Annotated in this window: 20 protein-coding genes and 1 pseudogene; 10 read left to right on the top strand and 11 right to left on the bottom strand. The window is 50.1% G+C overall.

The window, feature by feature from the left end; translation table 11 throughout:
- Positions 1 to 197: 197 nt before the first annotated feature.
- The 4 genes and pseudogenes from ACTVIM_RS13935 to yidD all read right to left on the bottom strand — a co-directional run bounded on the left by ACTVIM_RS13935 (position 198) and on the right by yidD (position 3,662).
- Positions 198 to 1,547, bottom strand: coding sequence for a cytochrome ubiquinol oxidase subunit I (locus ACTVIM_RS13935; RefSeq protein WP_445612940.1), 1,350 nt, complete (start codon positions 1,545 to 1,547; stop codon positions 198 to 200).
- Between the two features lie 418 nt (positions 1,548 to 1,965).
- Entirely contained in the window at positions 1,966 to 2,988 is a 1,023-nt protein-coding gene (locus ACTVIM_RS13930) for a metal ABC transporter substrate-binding protein (protein WP_445612939.1), read from the bottom strand.
- A gap of 134 nt (positions 2,989 to 3,122) precedes the next feature.
- Positions 3,123 to 3,167: pseudogene (locus ACTVIM_RS13925) on the bottom strand (hypothetical protein); the annotation flags it as partial.
- A 273-nt stretch (positions 3,168 to 3,440) separates the two neighbouring features.
- Positions 3,441 to 3,662: a membrane protein insertion efficiency factor YidD gene (gene yidD, locus ACTVIM_RS13920; RefSeq protein ID WP_407652269.1), complete on the bottom strand. Its 222-nt coding sequence runs from the start codon at positions 3,660 to 3,662 to the stop codon at positions 3,441 to 3,443.
- 259 nt (positions 3,663 to 3,921) lie between these two features.
- On the opposite strand from yidD, the gene ACTVIM_RS13915 reads away from it, so the two are divergent.
- A complete protein-coding gene (locus ACTVIM_RS13915; RefSeq protein WP_033018295.1) occupies positions 3,922 to 4,398 on the top strand; it encodes an S-ribosylhomocysteine lyase in 477 nt (158 codons plus the stop codon).
- Positions 4,399 to 4,419: 21 nt separating this feature from the next.
- Here ACTVIM_RS13915 and ytzI read toward each other — a convergent pair whose 3' ends face one another.
- Positions 4,420 to 4,578 (bottom strand): YtzI protein, encoded by a 159-nt coding sequence (gene ytzI / locus ACTVIM_RS13910; RefSeq protein ID WP_445612938.1) that lies wholly within the window; start codon positions 4,576 to 4,578, stop codon positions 4,420 to 4,422.
- 149 nt (positions 4,579 to 4,727) lie between these two features.
- On the opposite strand from ytzI, the gene ACTVIM_RS13905 reads away from it, so the two are divergent.
- The 5 genes from ACTVIM_RS13905 to ACTVIM_RS13885 all read left to right on the top strand — a co-directional run bounded on the left by ACTVIM_RS13905 (position 4,728) and on the right by ACTVIM_RS13885 (position 7,442).
- Positions 4,728 to 5,168 (top strand): Dps family protein, encoded by a 441-nt coding sequence (locus tag ACTVIM_RS13905; protein ID WP_144976022.1) that lies wholly within the window; start codon positions 4,728 to 4,730, stop codon positions 5,166 to 5,168.
- 566 nt (positions 5,169 to 5,734) lie between these two features.
- Positions 5,735 to 6,130 carry a phage holin family protein gene (locus ACTVIM_RS13900; protein ID WP_033018291.1) on the top strand — a complete coding sequence of 132 codons (396 nt, stop codon included), beginning with the start codon at positions 5,735 to 5,737 and terminating at the stop codon, positions 6,128 to 6,130.
- A gap of 302 nt (positions 6,131 to 6,432) precedes the next feature.
- Positions 6,433 to 6,771, top strand: coding sequence for a hydrolase (locus ACTVIM_RS13895; RefSeq protein WP_445612937.1), 339 nt, complete (start codon positions 6,433 to 6,435; stop codon positions 6,769 to 6,771).
- A gap of 60 nt (positions 6,772 to 6,831) precedes the next feature.
- Positions 6,832 to 7,299 (top strand): RNA deprotection pyrophosphohydrolase, encoded by a 468-nt coding sequence (gene ytkD, locus ACTVIM_RS13890; RefSeq protein WP_033018287.1) that lies wholly within the window; start codon positions 6,832 to 6,834, stop codon positions 7,297 to 7,299.
- Positions 7,296 to 7,442, top strand: coding sequence for a hypothetical protein (locus ACTVIM_RS13885; RefSeq protein ID WP_165570904.1), 147 nt, complete (start codon positions 7,296 to 7,298; stop codon positions 7,440 to 7,442). Before ytkD ends, ACTVIM_RS13885 begins: the two co-directional genes overlap by 4 nt.
- 224 nt (positions 7,443 to 7,666) lie before the next feature.
- On the opposite strand, the gene ACTVIM_RS13880 is transcribed toward ACTVIM_RS13885, so the two are convergent.
- Genes ACTVIM_RS13880 through ACTVIM_RS13870 form a run of 3 tightly spaced genes read right to left on the bottom strand, consistent with a single transcriptional unit; the run spans position 7,667 to position 10,304 of the window.
- On the bottom strand, positions 7,667 to 8,476 hold the full coding sequence (locus ACTVIM_RS13880) for an ABC transporter permease (RefSeq protein ID WP_445612936.1): 810 nt from the start codon (positions 8,474 to 8,476) through the stop codon (positions 7,667 to 7,669).
- Complete coding sequence (locus tag ACTVIM_RS13875) at positions 8,460 to 9,281, bottom strand: ABC transporter ATP-binding protein (RefSeq protein WP_445614367.1); 822 nt, start codon at positions 9,279 to 9,281, stop codon at positions 8,460 to 8,462. Before ACTVIM_RS13875 ends, ACTVIM_RS13880 begins: the two co-directional genes overlap by 17 nt.
- Before the next feature lie 18 nt (positions 9,282 to 9,299).
- Positions 9,300 to 10,304, bottom strand: coding sequence for an ABC transporter substrate-binding protein (locus ACTVIM_RS13870; protein ID WP_445612935.1), 1,005 nt, complete (start codon positions 10,302 to 10,304; stop codon positions 9,300 to 9,302).
- A gap of 324 nt (positions 10,305 to 10,628) precedes the next feature.
- On the opposite strand from ACTVIM_RS13870, the gene ACTVIM_RS13865 reads away from it, so the two are divergent.
- The 3 genes from ACTVIM_RS13865 to ACTVIM_RS13855 all read left to right on the top strand — a co-directional run bounded on the left by ACTVIM_RS13865 (position 10,629) and on the right by ACTVIM_RS13855 (position 13,042).
- Positions 10,629 to 11,417, top strand: a complete 789-nt coding sequence (locus ACTVIM_RS13865) for an alpha/beta hydrolase family protein (protein ID WP_445612934.1) — start codon at positions 10,629 to 10,631, stop codon at positions 11,415 to 11,417.
- A gap of 214 nt (positions 11,418 to 11,631) precedes the next feature.
- The gene (locus tag ACTVIM_RS13860) at positions 11,632 to 11,874 is read left to right on the top strand and encodes a DUF2584 domain-containing protein (protein ID WP_033018138.1); all 243 of its coding nucleotides are present in this window, start codon (positions 11,632 to 11,634) and stop codon (positions 11,872 to 11,874) included.
- Positions 11,875 to 12,139: 265 nt separating this feature from the next.
- Positions 12,140 to 13,042: an Rpn family recombination-promoting nuclease/putative transposase gene (locus tag ACTVIM_RS13855; RefSeq protein WP_445612933.1), complete on the top strand. Its 903-nt coding sequence runs from the start codon at positions 12,140 to 12,142 to the stop codon at positions 13,040 to 13,042.
- 272 nt (positions 13,043 to 13,314) lie between these two features.
- Here the strand turns inward: ACTVIM_RS13855 and ACTVIM_RS13850 are convergent, their stop codons facing one another.
- The 3 genes from ACTVIM_RS13850 to ACTVIM_RS13840 all read right to left on the bottom strand — a co-directional run bounded on the left by ACTVIM_RS13850 (position 13,315) and on the right by ACTVIM_RS13840 (position 16,969).
- Positions 13,315 to 14,562: an MFS transporter gene (locus ACTVIM_RS13850; protein WP_033018136.1), complete on the bottom strand. Its 1,248-nt coding sequence runs from the start codon at positions 14,560 to 14,562 to the stop codon at positions 13,315 to 13,317.
- 430 nt (positions 14,563 to 14,992) lie between these two features.
- Complete coding sequence (locus tag ACTVIM_RS13845) at positions 14,993 to 15,871, bottom strand: IS982 family transposase (RefSeq protein WP_445612932.1); 879 nt, start codon at positions 15,869 to 15,871, stop codon at positions 14,993 to 14,995.
- Positions 15,872 to 16,564: 693 nt separating this feature from the next.
- Positions 16,565 to 16,969, bottom strand: coding sequence for a hypothetical protein (locus ACTVIM_RS13840; RefSeq protein ID WP_425323609.1), 405 nt, complete (start codon positions 16,967 to 16,969; stop codon positions 16,565 to 16,567).
- Positions 16,970 to 17,329: 360 nt separating this feature from the next.
- On the opposite strand from ACTVIM_RS13840, the gene ACTVIM_RS13835 reads away from it, so the two are divergent.
- Positions 17,330 to 17,917, top strand: coding sequence for a GNAT family N-acetyltransferase (locus ACTVIM_RS13835; RefSeq protein WP_015375298.1), 588 nt, complete (start codon positions 17,330 to 17,332; stop codon positions 17,915 to 17,917).
- Positions 17,918 to 18,012: the final 95 nt, after the last annotated feature.

Genomic DNA, 18,012 nt, shown 5'->3' with positions numbered 1-18,012 from the left:
AAACCGGTTGCATCAGCTTCTATGTTCACGCGTTCCATCATCGATCAAGGCAAACAGCGTTTTTTCACCAGCCTTCTAGGAGGCTGGTGATGTCATCGTGGATATGCCTTTACAATGAGAAAAACCTTGTTGTATCGGTCCTTCTTTCCGCACATTCTCCCATTGATGAAGGGGCTCAGCCGTTTTTCACCAGCCTTCTAGACGGACAACGTGTCTTCGCTAGGCGATGGTTGCAGGTCATCCGCCACCGGATGGCGGCGGAAATAGTAGCGAAGCACGAGCACGACAGCGATGCTCAACAAAACGTAAATGGCCACGAACAACGCGAACAGGAGCGCTAAATTTTCCGTTTGCGTGACGGCGTCTTCTGTTTTCATCATCCGATAAATGACCCATGGCTGTCTTCCGGTGCAGGCGAAAATCCAGCCGCATTCAATGCCGATTACTGCCAGCGGCCCAGCGGCGACGAAACTGTAGAGAAACGAGCGCGGAAAATCGAGAGAAGCTCGCCGCTTTTGCCAAATCCAAGCCGCGATGGATAAAACCAAAAGAAACATGCCGATCCCTACCATGGCGTTGAACAGTGTGTGGACAAACAGCGGTGGCCACCATTCTTTTGGAAAGTCGTTCAGCCCTTTGACGACCGTGTCGAAACGGTTGCCGGCTAAAAAGCTGAGCGCCCATGGAATTTCGATCGCCCATTTGACCGATTGCGTTTTCGGATCGGTCCATCCGCCGATGGCCAGCGGGGCATGGGATTGGGTGTCAAACAGCCCTTCAGCGGCGGCCAGTTTTTCCGGCTGGTACTCGTGCAAAAGCTGGGCGGATTCATGGCCGTTGATCGCGGTCAGCAGCGAGAAGACGCCGCCGATGGTCAACGAGAGCTTGAGCGCCTTTTGGTGAAACCGGCGCACTCGTTCGTCCTGTCGGGCGCGCAATAACTGATAAGCGGCGATGGAAGCCAACACGAACGCCCCGGTCATATAAGCGGACAAAACGACGTGTCCGGCCGTGACGAAAAAGCTTGGGTTGAAAAAGGCCGCCCACGGGTCGACATCGACGATTTCGCCGTTTTCGATCCGAAATCCCGCCGGTGTGCCTTCAAACGCATGGACATTCGTAATCAAAATGGCGGAAGCGCTGGCGCCGAGGGCGACAAAACAGACGCTGACAATCCGCATCCATGGAGAGATGCGGTCAGCGGCGTACACATAAATCGACATGAACAGCGCTTCAATAAAAAAGGCGTAAATCTCAATTTGAAACGGAAGCGACATCACCTTTCCGATCACTTCCATAAACCCCGGCCATAAGAGCGACAGCTGCACCCCGGCGATGGTGCCGGACGGAATGGCGACCCCAAGCAAAACCGCCAATCCTTTCGTCCACCGTTTCGCCATAACGGCGTAATCGCGGTCTTTTGTCTTCTGGTACAGAAGCTCCGCCAATAAAATCAACAGCGGAATTCCGACGCCTAGCGTGGCAAAAATGATATGAAAAGCCATCGTCGTCCCGAATAAGCTGCGGGCAATCACCAAATCATCCACGTTCAGCCATTCCTTTCTTTTTTTCTTTATGGTTTGCCAATGTTTCGTAAGTTATTCCGAATGTTGTCTTTTCTGTTTCCGCGAAAGAAAAGAGCAAGAAGAAGGAAGTTCTCGCTAGTCACAGGTGCAAAAAGGGGGACGTCCTTAATGCGCTAGCTTGGGGCTTGAAATAGGCGTGATGTTGAGCGGGGCGTCAAGCGTTCGTTCTTAACCGCGCTGGCTTGGAGGGTCAGTGATTTACTCGTAGATCCGGCTTTGCCATCTCATTTTTCAACGAGAAAAACCTTGTTGCATCAGTCCTGCCCCCATTGCTGAAGGGAATTAGCGGTTTTTTACCGGCCTGTTGGGGGCAAGCGCGAGGCCATGCGGCGAGAAAAAAAGGCGTCTCATCGCTGGTTGAGACGCCTTCGGGATGTGGTTATTGAAGCGCTGTTTGCAATGTGCGAATATTTTCCTCCATGATGGAAAAATAATCGCGCCCCGCTTTTCGATCTTCAGCGGTCAGCGATTCTAAGTTATGAAGACGGAGCGGTTTGGCGCCGAGTTCGTTTTGAATCACTTCCGCTGTTTTCGGATGAACGTTTTGCTCAAAAATCATATAGCGGATCTGATGTTGTTTCGCCGTTTCGATCAGCTGCGCCAGCGCTTTTTGCGATGGTTCGTTGCTTGGCGACAGCCCGGAAACGCTCAGCTGCTTGAGGCCGTAGCGGTCTTCCCAATATCCATACGCTTGGTGGGAGACAAGAATTTCTTTTTTCGGCGCTTTTTCGATGACCGATCGGAACTGGGCGTCAAGATGCTCGAGCTTTGTTTTTACGGTTTCGAAGTTTTTCTGAAACTGCGCTTTTTTTTCCGGCTTCAGTTCCGTCAGCAGATCGCGAATGTTCTCGGCGATCACGATCGAGCGGATCGGATCAAGCCACACGTGGGGGTCTCGGTCACCGTGTCCGGGGTTATGGTCTGTCTCATCGCCTTCGCTGTGTCCGTGGTTATGGTCTGCCTGATCGTTTTCGCTTTGTTCGTCTTTGTGCGCTTCGTCATGCTCATGTTCGTGTTCATCGTTGGCTTCAAGCCATTCAATGCCTTCGGTGGCCACGAAAAATCGGACATGCTCATGTTGCAACGTTTCTTTCAGCTTTTCGGCGAACGGTTCCATTCCTTGGCCGATGTAAATGAAAGCGTCCCCCTCGGCAATTTGCTGCACGGTTTTCGTCGTCGGTTCGAACGTATGAGCTTCCGCCCCCGGCGGATATACGCTTTTTACGATTACCGCGTCGCCGCCGATCTTCTTCGCAAAGTCTTCGAGCGGATATACCGTCGTGTAAATCGTTAGCCGGTCTTTCGATGGTTGCGCTTCGTTTGTCTCCGGATTCGATTGACAGCCGTACAGCAAAACGCTCAGCGTCAAAAGGAGAGACAAAAGGATGGACGTTGTTCTCATAGGGAACTCCTTTCTTATACTGACAGATGTGTGTGTTTTATTTTATCGTAATGATTACGATTTGAAAATGATCGATTGCTGTTTAGGTTAAAGGAAATGGATTCGGAAACAAAGCCCACTCTTCCTTCATCTTCTCATCGGTCAGCCATGTGCAAAATATGATGAAGCAAAGTTGTTTTTCCAGCCCCTAAATAACCGCAGAAATTTTGTTCATCCGTCCCGCTCCCTCTCGAAAATAGTAATCATTACGATTTAACAAGATCGATCATATAAAAAAATGAACTAAATGGCAAGAGGGAAGTGATTTTGTGGCTCCTCATCAAAAGAGGCGTTCGACTTGTAAAGACAAATATGATCGCCGTATTGAGCAAACGGCGAGGATCAAGGAAAGCAGCCACTGTTGATTTGGGGCGTGATCGGTCAAAGACAATTATGGCAAAGAGACGACTATTTTATTTTTTCAGACGTTGAGAAGGTTCAGGAACGGGGTCAAAACCGCCCGGATGGAACGGATGGCACTTCAAAATGCGCTTTGTCGTCAGCCATCCTCCTCGGAGCGCGCCAAAGCGGCGGATGGCTTCGATCCCGTAGTTCGAGCAGGTCGGGTAAAAGCGGCATGTCGGCGGTTTGAGCGGGGAGAGAAACCGCTGGTAAAAGCGGATGAGCGCGATCATGAGTTGGGCCAACCGACACCATTCCTTTCCGTGAAAATGCAGGACTGACGCGGATTTTCATCCCCGGGTGGAGGGCAGATCACGCTGCCCATGGAACTTTTCCGTGTTTCACTATCTTTAGCATAGGACAAATGGGTTCGATATTCAAGAAAAGACGCGCGCAGGGAAAGCGGGGAGCGGAAGCAGGCAAAAAAGGTGCGGGACGGGCACCGTTTTGGTTATGATAAAAACGAAACTAAATGGTCAGGAGTGATGGAACATGCCTTCACCAGTGGAAAGCTTTGAGCTCGATCATTGCGCGGTCAAAGCGCCGTACGTGCGGCACTGCGGCGTTCACAAAGTCGGCAGCGACGGCGTTGTGAATAAGTTTGACATTCGTTTTTGCCAACCGAACAAAGAGGCGATGGATCCGGCGGCGATTCATACGCTCGAACATTTATTGGCGTATACGCTGCGCAAACATGCGGCGAAATACGATCATTTCGATATTATCGACATCTCGCCGATGGGCTGCCAGACCGGGTTTTACCTTGTCGTCAGCGGATCGCCGACCGTGGACGACGTCATCGATTTGCTGGAAGAAGCGATGAAGGACGCGCTCGAGGCGGCGGAAGTGCCGGCGGCGACCGAGCGGCAATGCGGCCAAGCGAAGCTGCATGACCTTGAGGCGGCCAAACAGTTGCTGCGCTTTTGGCTGTCGCAGGAAAAAGAAGAGCTAAAAAAGGTGTTTGGCTGATGAACAAGCCGGCCCGCGCCGCTACTGCGGCTGCTTTGGGCCGGTTTGTTGTTGGTCGATCCGTTTGTCGGACATTGGGTCGATGGGATGTTTATACCTATACGCTGTCGAAGTGGTGACGGCTGCCAAGAACAGAATGACTGCCATGATGAGCAAACCAATCGCGAGTGTCCAGTACATAACAGCGCCTGCCTTTTTTCTTTCCATGATACCATGCACCGGCGCCCGCATTCATATTTCCGCTAGAATCGGGCAACCTATTCATCGGCAAGATTCGGTTGTTTCAACAGCGGGGAGTCTGGGTAAAAAAACCATAGGGAGGAATGAGTATGGCAAAACCGTTAACAGACATCGTCAACAAGCAAATCGCAAACTGGACTGTGCTGTATGTGAAGCTGCACAACTACCATTGGTACGTCACCGGGCCGCAGTTTTTCACTTTGCATGAGAAGTTTGAACAGCTGTACAATGAAGCGGCCGTTCACATTGACGCGCTGGCTGAGCGACTGTTGGCGCTCGGCGGCAAGCCGGTGGCGACGATGAAAGGCGCGCTGGAGCAGGCATCGGTCAAGGAAGCATCCGGGACGGAAACGGCCGAGCAAATGGTCGCCGCCATTGTCGGCGATTTTGAAACGATGATTGGAGAATTGAAAGAAGGGATGCAAGTCGCAGACGAAGTCGGCGATGAAACAACGGGAGACATGCTGCTTGGGATTCACCGCAGCTTGGAAAAGCATGTTTGGATGCTGAAATCGTTTTTGGGACGATAAACGGTAGAGGTTGACCAAAACGGCCGGTGATTTTCAAGATGGCTGGTAAAAAAACAGCAGATTCGTTCGATGGGTGAGAAATCACAACGAACGAAATGATGACGTTGCAACGTTTTTTAATTTAAGAAACACTGTTGGAGAGCAGAATTTCCCCTTAAATCACCGGCCTCCAAGATGGCGCGACAGATCGTGCGCCAAACACGGTCATTACGTATATAAGTAGCGGCGACAGAGGGGCTGATCCAAAAGGCGATCTCCCCTCAAGTAAGACAGAGCATATCGTGTGGAAAGGAAGCCGTTTAGTATCTATCCTGAAAATACCCGAATTCGAAAATGCGTAAAGTTCCAGCATTCAACGTAAGGACATTTTTATCCTTCCGATGGAGACGAAAATGTTTCGTCATGGAAGTCTATATGATATAGCGATGATGGAGGGTGTCCCGATCCTTTTCGGGCACCCTCTGTCATTTTGTCGAATAAAGGAATGGATAAGAAAAACGCCGCGGCCGCCCCGCTTCCGTCTGCATAAGATAGTGAAGCGCACCTTGAGGAAGAGGGGGAGGCATGTGAATAAATCGGCGCCTATGATGGGAATCTCTCTATTCGGTTCGCTTCTGTCGATATTCGTCGGCAGCGTGGATTCATTTGTCGTCGTTTTGGTGGCGCTTGTTGTCGTTGACTATATGACCGGCATGATTGCTAGCGCGCTGGAAGGGAAGTTGTCAAGCCAAGTCGGGTTTCGCGGCATCATCCGCAAGCTGTTGATTTTTGTTTTGGTGGCCGCTGCACATCTCGTCGATTTGGCCATCGGCTGGAATATGCACATCATACGCGATGCCATTGTCTTTTTCTATATCGCCAACGAATTTATCTCGATTGTCGAAAACGCCGGTCGGGCCGGCGTTCCGATTCCAGCCGTGCTGCGCAAAGCGATCGAGCTATTGAAAGACGAGATCAAATGAACCGCGTATTGCTCGCCTTGGTTGGAAGGGAATGACCCGTTTTGGCAGGGCGATGCCGGGAGCGAAAGGAGAATGAGCGCGCTTTTCTGCCGTATCGGCGTTGAAAACGCGGCCGCCGGCGCGGTGTTTTCCGCGCTGGCGAACCGCCCCGGTTGCAGACTGCGAGACAGCTTTCGGCCGCATCGTTTTCTCAATCAGTACGGCCAAACCCAATGCAACAGAAACGGTTTCGCGATTGAACGGTGCATATTTTTTCTTGATCCCCCCACACTAAACAAAAAGAGCAGAAGGAGTGAACGAGTATGGTAGACGAACGGAAGAAGACGTACTACGTTTCCATGGCCACGGGGGAAATTTCGCAGCTGAAGACGGCATCGTCATGGGATTTTGAAATTCAAGCGACCGATCGGGAAATCGCTGAGCTGCGCGAGTATTTCGACCAAAACTATTCGACGGATTGGCAGGCGTTTTGGCGCGCCCATGTGCCGTACGTCCAATACCATTATGATCGGGAAAACGACGCCTATGATCGGACGCTGACAAAGATTTACGAGCAGATCTATCGGCTCGGCAATGAGGAGGCGAAGGCGCACATCCGCTCGCTTGGCATTCTTCCCGCTGAAAACGAAACGAACGAGTAAAAAAGCCGCAGACGGGGCGGCTTTTTTCGGTATAATGGGGAGGGGAAAGGGGCGAGTCCGATGCATGAATTTCGCGATTATTACGGGTATCGCGTCCGGCTGGCCTTTGCGGACCATCCGTTTTCCTCGGCCCCCGGGCATGTGTGGGTCATTTGCCGCTACCAAGGCCAGTGGTTGCTGACGGATCATCCGCGCCGGGGGCTTGAGTTTCCCGGAGGCAAAGTGGAACGCGGGGAAACCGCCGCGGCCGCCGCGGTTCGCGAGGTGAAGGAAGAAACGGGCGGAATCGTCGGTCGGCTCGAATACATCGGTCAATACGAGGTCGAGCCAGATATCGTGAAAAACATTTATTTCGCTGAGATCGCCAGCCTTGCGGAGCGGAGGTCCTATGCGGAGACGAACGGCCCGGTGTTGCTTGAGGCGCTGCCGGATCCGATCCGCGCCGATCAGCGGTTTAGCTATCTTATGAAGGATGAGGTGCTTCCGTTGGCGCTTGCGGAAATTAACCGGCGCGGGTGGATTGGTTGAGGGCGGCCGATCCGTCGCCGGCGAACGGGATGTTGCCGTCCCGCGTTTCAAGCGCCAGCGAAACCGGTTCTGTTGCCGCACGCTGGCGGACCGAGTCGAGCGACACCGCCAATGCCGAGCGAACGCTCGCTTTGCGGCGTTAGGAGCTCTGAAGGGTACTGGGAATCACAAAAACAACGACACGCCGAGGCGGCGTTAAGATCTCTGTGATGGAAGAAGGGCGCTTCTCCGTCTCGTTTCTCAAACAGAGAATCCTTTAGCATTTTCACACGTTCACCTATTGCTCAATGGAAAACAGCGGTTTTTCACCAGCTTGTTAGGCGCGCCGCCGATGAAAGAGGCGCCAAGCCTTGGCGTGCGCCTCCCGCTAGCGGCGGCTGCCCCATTTTTTCTCGATCAAGGCGACAAGCTGGTACATTACGGTCGACAGCAAGGCGACAATGAGCAGGCTCATGAGGACGAGGGTGAAATTGAACACTTGAAACCCGTAAATGATCAAATACCCGAGCCCTTGTTTCGAGACGAGAAATTCGCCGGTGATGACGCCGACCCAAGCGAGGCCGACGTTCACTTTCAACGTGGAAATGATGGCCGGAAACGACGCCGGCAGCACCGCTTCTTTGAAACATTGGTAGCGGGTGGCGCCGAACGTCCGCAACACTTTCATATAGTTCGGGTCGACTTCTTGAAACGACGCATAAACGACAATCGTCGTAATGATGATCGAAATGACGACCCCCATGGCGATAATCGAGGTAAACCCCGGCCCGAGGGCGACGATCAACATCGGCCCAAGTGCGACTTTCGGCATGGCGTTAAAGACGACTAAATACGGGTCGAGCGTTTTGGCGAGGCGCGGAAACCACCAAAGCAACGCGCCGATCAGCGCGCCGCCGGCCGTGCCGATGACAAACCCGAGCATCGTTTCAAACAAAGTCGCCCACGTATGCGTGAGAAGAGAGTGATCGCCGATTTTTTCCAAGAACAGCTTGAAAATGGAGGACGGAGAGCTGAACAAGAGCGGATCGACCCAATGAAAGCGGCTCGCCGCTTCCCAGACGGCGAAAAAGGCGACAAGGAGCGCGGCTTGCCAAAGGCGGATCACGCGCCGCTCTTTGCGGAGCGCGGCCAGATAGGCGTCATGCAATGCGTTGATGCGATTATTGACCGGATTCAAGCGACTCCATCTCCTTCCAAATGGATTGAAACAACGCGGAAAACGCCGGATGCTGGCGGGCGGAAAGCGGCGAGCAGCGCCGCAATTCATCAGGAATGAGAAACGTCCGCACGAGGCGCCCTGGCCGCGGCGAAAACAAGAAAATGCGGTCGCTCATGGCGATGGCTTCCTCGATGTCGTGCGTGACGAGCACCGCCGTTTTTCCGTATTGCTGCAACGTTTTCCAGACAAGTTCCTCCAGTTTCAGTTTCGTCTGTTGGTCAAGGGCGGAAAACGGCTCATCGAGCAGCAACAGCTTCGGGTCGGTCGCCAACGTGCGCACAAGCGCTGCGCGCTGGCGCATGCCGCCGGACAGCTGGCTCGGATCATACGATTCGACACCGCCAAGGCCGATCTCAGTAAGCAGGGCGAGCGCGCGCTCTTTCGTTTCCGTCGTCAACGTACCCGTGATGTGGAGGCCGAGCAAGATGTTTTCTTCGATCGTTTTCCACGGAAACAAGTAGTCTTGCTGAAGCATGTAGCCGACCGCGCGGCGGATCGGTGAATCCGCTCCGCCCGCCCGGCGCGCCATAGCGGCGTTTGCTTCCCGCGGCCAAAGCGGCTCGCCGTCGATGCGAACCGATCCTTCCGTCGGCTCAATCAGTCCGGCGATGATCGACAACAACGTCGTTTTGCCGCAGCCGCTGGGGCCGAGAAAGGAGACGAACTCTCCTTTCTCGACGGACAGCGACACTTGATCGAGCGCGGTGACGGCGGTCGTTTTCGTAAAATACGTGTGCGAGAGGCGGTCGATGGCAAGAAACATCCGATTCACCCGCTTTCGTTACTCATTCATCGCTTTTTTGGCAAACGATGAATCCACCAGCGTTTCGAGATCGATGCGTTTTGGCAGCTCACCGGCTTCATCCATGATCGTTTGCAAGTGGTTCCATTCGTCTTCATCCAAAATCGGATCGGTCGCGTAGGTGCCTTGGCTTTTGTAGCGATCAACCACTTTTTCGATGAGGGCCAAATCCGTGTCTTTGAAATATGGCTGAATGGCTTTCGCGATGTCCGAGGCGCTGTGCGATGCGACCCATTGCTGGGCTTTGTAGATGGCGCGCGTAAATTTTTCAATGACGTCTTTGTTCGCTTTTATATAGCTTTGCTTTGCCATGTACGATGTGTACGGGACGCGCCCGGACTCCGTGCCAAAGGAAGCGACGATGTAGCCTTTTCCTTCTTGCTCAAAAATGCTCGCGGTCGGTTCAAACAGCTGGACGAAATCGCCGGTCCCGCTCGCAAACGCGTTGGCGATGTTGGCGAAATCGACGTTTTGAATGAGCTTTAAGTCTTGATGCGGGTCGATGCCGTGTTGTTTCAACACAAATTCGCCGACCATCTGCGGCATGCCGCCTTTCCGCTGGCCGAGGAACGTACTTCCTTTCAACATCTCCCACGTAAAGTGGTCGATTTTTTGGCGAGAAACGAGAAACGTGCCGTCAGTTTGCGTGAGTTGCGCAAAGTTGATGACCGGGTCATCCGTCCCTTGCGCATAGACATAAATGGATGTTTCCGAGCCGACCAAGGCGATATCCGCGCCGCCGGACAGCAGCGTCGTCATCGTTTTGTCGCCGCCCCATGTCGTCGTCAGCTCGACATCGAGCCCTTCTTCTTTAAAGAAGCCTTTCGCTAAGGCGACGTACTGCGGCGCGTAAAAAATCGAGTGCGTCACTTCGGCGAGCCGGACTTTTTTCAGCGGCTTTTCTCCTTGGCCGTTGCCGTTGCCGCAGGCAGCGAGCGGCAGAAGGAGAAGAAGCGAACACAACCATACCATCCATTTGTTCATGTAGCCTACCCCCTTTTCGTCCACGTGTAGTGAACATTGGCTTCACCTTATCGTATGCGCGGGCGAAAAATGTGTGAATGCCTAGGAGGCTGATGAAAAACAACTGTTTCCCTTGCTCGATGAGGGAACGTGTGAAAAGCAGGACTGTTGCCGCGGGGTTTTTTGTATTTGCGAAACGAGGCGGGTAAGCGCCCTACTCCCTTAAATCATCGCCTTCCTAGAAAAAAATGGGCGTTCGGCCGAGAACGGGCGGCGGCCGGGACGCGTTGTGCGCACCCGTCGGCTTTCGGACGAGGGGAATTTGCGTGGAAAGGAGAGAGAGCGATGGACGGGGATATCATCGACCACTATCGGTTTCCGTCGCCGCATCCGGGCATCGAGGTGTTCTTTGTCACCTATATGTCCCAAGGGCTGAAGGTGAAAGGATTTTTGGCTGTGCCAAACCAAAACAAGGTGTATGACGGGTTTTTGTATTTGCGTGGCGGGATCAAAAACGTCGGGCAAGTGCGGGTGCCGCGCCTCATTCAATTCGCATCGCACGGCTTTGTCGTCTTCGCCCCGCTCTATCGCGGCAACGGTGGCGGGGAAGGGAACGAAGATTTTGTCGGTGATGACCGCTGTGACGCCATCGCGGGAGTTGAGCTTCTTCGCCGCCACCCGCTCGTCCATCCGGGGCGCGTGCACGTGTTTGGCTTCTCGCGCGGCGGAGCGATGGCGCTTCATGCCGCCATGCTCGCTGAACGGGTTTGTTCCGTCGCGGTTTGGGGCGGTGTGACGGATGTGGCGCTGACGTACTGGGAACGTCCGGATTTGCGGCGGATGATGAAGCGTGTCATCGGCGGCACGCCGAACAAATGCCCGGAGCGCTATCGGCATCGAACCCCGCTTTATCATCTCGAGCGGCTCCGCGCGCCGGTGCTCATCATCCACGGTGGGCGCGATGACAACGTCTCGATCGAACACGCCTGGCGGCTGGAACGGCGACTGAAGGAGCTCGGCAAGCGAGTGACCGCATGGTATTTTTCTGAGTTCGACCACTATTTTCCACCGCACGCCAACCGCGAGACGGTGAAAAGGCTTACGGATTGGATGAAACAACAGCCGACCGTGTGATACGATAGAAGAGGAAACGGGTGAATGAAACGGCTTTCGCCGAGTTTGGTCTTTGACCGCCGGGAGCTTGCGGCCATGGCCGGCGGAGACGGAGCGGCCGATCGTTCGCTGGGCAAGAATCGGAACCGAGCCGTTGCCGGGAATCGGCCCGATGTTGCGAAGGGTTCTAGCAGACCGCGATTGGAATCGATCAAAAGCAAGGAGGTCGGACAGGATGGGCATGCCGATGGAGCTGCAGACGCTCATTGTGACCAAAGGAAACGAACAGCGCGTCCAAGGCAATTTGTTCGTGCTGAAAAAAGACGGCTACCGCTTATATCCCCTCGACGTGCCGCTTGAAGTGCGCCGGACACTGCAAAGCGAAGCGAGCGGCATCGCCGTCGTGAAAAAGCTGGAATGGGAAGACAACCGGACGACGGTGACGTACGAACTCGTCAGCCTGTATTCAACGAATTGAACACGAAGCGACGGACAACAGGAGACGGTTTGATCAGTGCGGATTCATTTGGCAGGGGTGCAAACGGAAAAGCCGTTTGCGCCCTTAGTTTCGGTTCTTGCCGTCTTTAGCCTGTGTCGTCAGGGCGACTGACAAGGCTGGTGAAAAACCGCTGATTCCCTTCATCAATGGGGGAACGCGTGAAAAGCAGGATCGATTAAAGAAGGAATTCGGCCACAAAGAGCGAATAAAATACAGCGAATTCAATGTCGCAAGGAGGGAAAACGTGACCAAACCGCGAATCGATCACGACCGGTTGTTCAAGGAGTTGCTGTCGACGTTCTTCGAAGAATTTTTGCTTCTCTTTTTTCCCGATGTGTACGAGCACATTGACGTTCGCCACCTCTCTTTCCTCTCAGAAGAACTGTTTACCGACGTCACGGCGGGGGAGAAGCATCGCGTCGACTTATTGGTCGAAACGAAGATGAAGGGGGAGGAAGGGCTCATCATCGTCCATGTCGAACACCAAAGCTATGCCCAACAGACGTTCCCTGAGCGAATGTTCCTCTACTTTAGCCGCCTATTTCAAAAATACCGCCGCCGCATTGTTCCAATTGCCATCTTCAGCTATGACGAATCCCGCGATGAACCTTCTTCGTGGCGCATCCAGTTTCCGTTCTTGACCGTTCTCGATTTTCGTTACTTGACGGTGGAATTGCGCAAACTGCCGTGGCGCGCGTACATCCGCCATGACAACCCTGTCGCCGCCGCCTTGATAAGCAAAATGGGGTATAATAAAGAAGAGAAAGTCGAAGTGAAAAAAGAGTTTTTGCGCATGCTCGTCCGCCTTGAGCTCGATGAGGCAAAACAGCGGTTGTTGTTCGGCTTTTTTGAAACATATTTGCGGTTGTCTGCAGAAGAGGAAGCGAAACTGCGAAACGAGGTGAGCCAAATGGAGACAAAGGAGGCGAAGCAAGTCATGGAACTCATCATTTCGTATGAACAGCGGGGAATGGAAAAGGGAATCGAACAAGGGATCAAACAAGGCATGAAACAAGGGCGCCAACAAGGGATCGAGGAAGGGAAGCTTGAGGTGGTGAAGCGCATGCTCGCTAAAGGATATGATGTCGACACGATCCACGAGTTGACCGGGCTGCCGGCGGAAAAGATTGAACAGCTGAAGAAGTAAACCCGCCTTCGCATTGTCGTCGACCTCCAATCGTGCAAAAATCCCGGGGGATCGACGACAATCATTTTATGCGTTCGAACCTTACGGCCATCGAGGGTAAAGTCTATTGACAGAATTTGTCGGCGACGTTCATCGTCCCGATTGGCGTTTTGATTCTAATGTTGAAAAGGCAGGGGCGCAAACAATCCTTCGGTTTGCACTCTGCCATATGATGAAGCAAGACTGATTCCTTTGCTTTGTTCTGAAATAAAGTGATCATTTACAGAGGGAGCTCACAAAATAGTTCCCGTGATTTCTCCTTTTTGGTTCTCCTTATAACTCCAGATTTTCCGCTGACGATAACTGATCCAGCCGCTGATCAAAAAGCAGCAAACAGACAAATAAAATGAAAAACGAATCCCGTAAACATCGGCGATAAAGCTCATTAACAATGTGGAAATTCCGAATGTTACGGAACTAATGACTCCCTGCACGGCAAAAACATGAGGCAGAGCGTCCATCCGGGCATTTTTTTGAAGAATCGTCTGAAGACAGATCAGCTTCCATTGTTCGATGATCCCGTACAGGGCGGAATACAGAAGCGCCAGCGCACCGTGCGTCGTTGTGCCAAATAACAGTGTGACAATAGCGATACAAAACGGGCCAAACAATACAAAAAATTGCTGGTTTTTTTCAACCGATTGACTAAACTTAACGCTTAACAATCCCCCTATCACCATGCCGCCAAAGAAAACAGAGTTAATATATCCCCACCATTCCTCTCCTACATGTAATTGTTCTTTCACATACATATAAAGGATGGCCGAAATCCAGACGCCATTTCCGATTCCTTCAAAAAATGACATGAAGCTAATCGATTTTGCGTGCACATTTCTCCACGTGTATTCCCATCCTAGACGGATCGAAAGGAGAAAGTTCTTTAGGCCTTTGTCTTGGACCGTATTCTTCTTTGTATGTTCTTGTATAGGCAACAGAAACATGAGAATGCTTGAAACGATATAGAACAATAAGGTGATATGGATTAAAAGGAACGGCGATCCCGCACTGACAATCAAACTCCCGATCGGCCATGCGCTAAGTTTGATGAATTGGTCTAACGTGTTTAAAAAACTGTTGGCTTTCAAGATTTCCTCCTTGGAAACTATAAAAGGAACGAGGGAGTTTTTAATCGGATTATTGATCCCGTCTAAAAAAGCGATCAATGATACAAAAACGTAAACGATCGCAATGTGATGTTCCGCACCCCATTGCAAAAACAGCGAGAGAAAAAGCAGCAGAAATGTTTTACACAGTTGTCCGTAGGACAATAACGTTTTTAGTTTATATTTTTCGAAAAATATCGGTGCGACGATTCCACTAATAAATAACGACAATGTAACGAAAAAAGGGACTAAGGCGGCAGCCATGGCTTTCGATGTCAAATGATATAGGCAAGAGACAACGGAAACAATGTAGAACACATCTCCGAAATTCGCGAAAGATTGTCCGATCCAAAGGAAATGAAATGGTTTCTTTTTCATGACCTCAATCCTCTCTTTGATCATCGAAACGATTGGTAATGGAATCGTAAACACGAACCAAAAGCCAGCTCTTCAGTTTTTGATAAAACGAGCTTTTTGTCGCGCCCCTAAGCGAGGAGGCGAAAGAAAGCGGATGGATTTTCAACAATTTCCTAAAGGCGAATGGATATACTGAAGCAATGGAAGCCTCCCCCTTATTCTGTTTAGAGTCCATTTTTATTTCTATGGTGCTGGTTGAGCATCAGCGCTCAATTAGCACCACAGGTATAGAATAATTTTATTTTTTTGATTGTTGTAATTATACATTTTTTTTTTTAAATGGCAATGAATACAAATAGAAGGAGGTGTTATTCCATGAATAAAAAGCATGTCGAAAATATTAAACGTTATGTTGAACATTATTTAAAAAACCCGTGGTGCTAGTTGAGCGCTAGCGCTCAACTAGCCCGAGTGTTACAAGCGAATACACCAACAAGATGCCATCGAGTGCTACTTCAAATCCCGCAATCGAATTCGCACGAATGTCTGTCATACGATATTGGTCAACAAGGACGGAGAATACCGTTTCAATGACTTTCCGTTTTTGTTTGAGCCATGTCTCCCATGACTCAGATGGGCGGTGTTTCTGGTTTTTGCGAGATGGAGTCCAAAAAGCGATTTGGTACGCCTCATACAACTTTTTTTGCCATTCACTACTGATGAATCCTTTGTCACCCAAGTTATAGGGGTGAGGAATTTGAGTCATGACGGTTTCAGCTGCAGTTCGATCGTGACAGGACGCCTCGGTTACCACGTATCCCATAGGTAGCCCTTGATCTGTCACTTGAAGATGAAACGTAAACCCATAGTACCACTGCTTTTTCGATGCACAAAATCCAATGTCAGCGATGCCTTGAAATCGTTTGACACGGTACATTCTTGCGGCATGGCACCACTCGATTGGCATGCTATCTACGACCGCATAGGCATGGTGTTGCCCACGTTTCGCCAGTTCATGACGAATCCATTTGATCGCAAAGCGCAGCGATCGGCAACGGCGATTGTATCGAGAACGTTCGAGAAAACGTCCATCCGTGAACAAGTTCCCAGTAACAAAGCGATGCCATGCACGTTCGGAAGAGAAGCCAAGCAACTTTCCTAACAGATGAATGGCAATGATCACTGCGTCTTCTTGTTTCGCCAAATGACGATTGCGGCGTTGAAGATAGCATTGAATGTGTGACAGCTGGGCAGAAACAAAAAAGAACATGGCTGCATATTGTTTTTGAATTTTCGCCTTGTCTGTTGTAAAATGAAAGTGCTCTTGCATGGGGATTCTCCTTTCGAATGTTTGGTCGCACTTTCATTCTACAGGAGATCCGCAGGCAAGGGCTATTTTTATGCTTACTCGATTTTATCTAGCACCACGGGTTATATAAATGTACCTTGAAAAGTTAACCTTTGCATCATGCTGCATACCCTTCAACGTCGAAACACGTCTTTGGGGTGTTGATCAATGTAACCCATAAACCGAGCAATGACGTCACCAATATACATTTGGTCATTGTGAAACATATTCGCAATGACCGCGTCTTTGAGCTATTTACACACGCGTTCGATGGGATTCAGCTATGGGGAGTACGGAGGCAACAAGATAAAGTGAAACTAAATCTCCCTCTTGTGGCAAGAAATCTTTGGCCATTCTAGTATGGTGGATGCGTGCATTGTCGAGCACCGGCACGATCAGCTTGTCTGGATAAACGGCTCTCCAGAGTCTTTAAAAAATCCAAAAACGTCGTGGCATTCCTAGTTGTCGCTCGGTGAAGAACGGTGTCTCCATTAAGGATATTCACCACACCCAATAGAGAAACGTAGGCATGATGCCATAAGTGGGCACCTGTTTTTGCCGGCCAGCTTCTGACCAAGTGGCCCGCAAGACTTGATAGGGCCGGACGTGGGCCTCATCGACATATAAAATAACAGTGTTGGGATCAATCAGTTTTTTATAAGTTCCATTTGTTTCTCAAACGCTTATCGTGGTTCGGTATCGCCTTTCGCCGATGTATAGGTGAGCCAATTCCAAGAGAGTCCCATTCGATGTAAATAAAAGTTTACGAATCCCTTCTTGGGACATGGTGACCACGTAGCGCTCTCGAGTATAAGACTGAATGATCCACATATTCCAAGAAGAAGAAATGTCCCAACCGAGTTCGGCTGGTGTGTGGATCAAAATGATTTGTTTCAGTTCCTGTTGCTGTTCCGCCGTTAGAAACGGTTCCCGGCCCGGCAGATGTTTCCGATCGAGCAGTAGATCGATCCCGCCTTCGTTGAATAGGGATACATAAAACGCCTCACTTTGGCAGCACAGATTGAGCATGGAAGCGATCTCTTTGTTCAGATAACCTTCCATGACGAGGTGAACGGCCATGACGCGTTAACATAGGGGAATATTTTTGATTTTTCGCTCTTCTTAACGAAGTGTTCGTGACGTCCATCGAGATCATTAGTGATTTTCAATCGTTTCATGTTATTCCCGCTCCTTTTGGGATGTTTAGGAGCAGTATAACTAGAGCGGAAATCACTTATATGAACGTTAATGTTTTAATGTGCACCTATATAGTTAAGGTATATAAGCTGTAATAAAGAATTTCCACGGTTTTGTATTAACGTTCAAGCCAGTATATAATGCGAGTATGCCGAGAGTCTGGTGGATAAACACTTTTTTGAATTAAGTGTTTTAAGACACAGAAGGAATATTAAAATATAGGTATAGAAAGGGTTGAGGAATTTGAAGATTAAAGATGTATTTGGGGATTTGCCTACACTTACTACTGAACGTTTAATATTAAGAAAATTAACGTTAGATGATGCATATGATTTATTTGATTATGCGTCAAATCCGGAAAACTGCAAATATTTACCTTGGAGACCTCATCATACCATTGAAGATTCAATTCAATTTTTAGAATTTGTAATTAAGTCTTATAAAGAAGGTAGTTTAGCTCCGTGGGGAATCGTTTCAAAAGCAGACAATAAAATGATCGGGACAATTGATATAGTTAAATGGTTACCCAATCATCATAAAGCTGAGATAGGTTTTGTTTTATCGTATAAGTATTGGGGGAAGGGATTAGCAGTTGAAGCGGCTAATAAAATCATTGAATTTGGTTTTGACAAGATGGAATTAAACAGAATTGAGGCATTTGCTATGATTGAAAATGTTCAATCTTTAAGAGTTTTACAAAAGTTAGGGATGCAATTTGAAGGGGTTATGAGAGAACATTGGTATATTAAAGGTAAATTTAGGGATATGGCTATATACTCTATTCTAAAACGAGATTATTTTAAATCAAGGAACGGGTTGCAAAACGCATAACGGATGAATAAAGGGACACAAAAAATCCACTCTTATTGGGAATCATATACAGTTACTAAAAAACTTCAAAGGGGTGACACTATCAAGAGTTCCAA

The organism is Geobacillus sp. YF-1 (assembly GCF_052692335.1).
The sequence above is the reverse complement of the archived record's forward strand: the minus strand, read 5'-3'. Positions and strand labels throughout refer to the sequence as shown.

Coding starts and splice junctions, on each gene's coding strand:
- ACTVIM_RS13930 (WP_445612939.1), bottom strand. CDS start 2,988: ATGAGAACAACGTCCATCCTTTTGTCTCTCCTTTTGACGCTGAGCGTT.
- ACTVIM_RS13905 (WP_144976022.1), top strand. CDS start 4,728: ATGGCAAAACCGTTAACAGACATCGTCAACAAGCAAATCGCAAACTGG.
- ACTVIM_RS13915 (WP_033018295.1), top strand. CDS start 3,922: ATGCCTTCACCAGTGGAAAGCTTTGAGCTCGATCATTGCGCGGTCAAA.
- ACTVIM_RS13850 (WP_033018136.1), bottom strand. CDS start 14,562: ATGAAAAAGAAACCATTTCATTTCCTTTGGATCGGACAATCTTTCGCG.
- ACTVIM_RS13870 (WP_445612935.1), bottom strand. CDS start 10,304: ATGAACAAATGGATGGTATGGTTGTGTTCGCTTCTTCTCCTTCTGCCG.
- ACTVIM_RS13860 (WP_033018138.1), top strand. CDS start 11,632: ATGGGCATGCCGATGGAGCTGCAGACGCTCATTGTGACCAAAGGAAAC.
- yidD (WP_407652269.1), bottom strand. CDS start 3,662: ATGATCGCGCTCATCCGCTTTTACCAGCGGTTTCTCTCCCCGCTCAAA.
- ACTVIM_RS13865 (WP_445612934.1), top strand. CDS start 10,629: ATGGACGGGGATATCATCGACCACTATCGGTTTCCGTCGCCGCATCCG.
- ACTVIM_RS13875 (WP_445614367.1), bottom strand. CDS start 9,281: ATGTTTCTTGCCATCGACCGCCTCTCGCACACGTATTTTACGAAAACG.
- ACTVIM_RS13845 (WP_445612932.1), bottom strand. CDS start 15,871: ATGCAAGAGCACTTTCATTTTACAACAGACAAGGCGAAAATTCAAAAA.
- ytkD (WP_033018287.1), top strand. CDS start 6,832: ATGCATGAATTTCGCGATTATTACGGGTATCGCGTCCGGCTGGCCTTT.
- ytzI (WP_445612938.1), bottom strand. CDS start 4,578: ATGTACTGGACACTCGCGATTGGTTTGCTCATCATGGCAGTCATTCTG.
- ACTVIM_RS13895 (WP_445612937.1), top strand. CDS start 6,433: ATGGTAGACGAACGGAAGAAGACGTACTACGTTTCCATGGCCACGGGG.
- ACTVIM_RS13840 (WP_425323609.1), bottom strand. CDS start 16,969: ATGGCCGTTCACCTCGTCATGGAAGGTTATCTGAACAAAGAGATCGCT.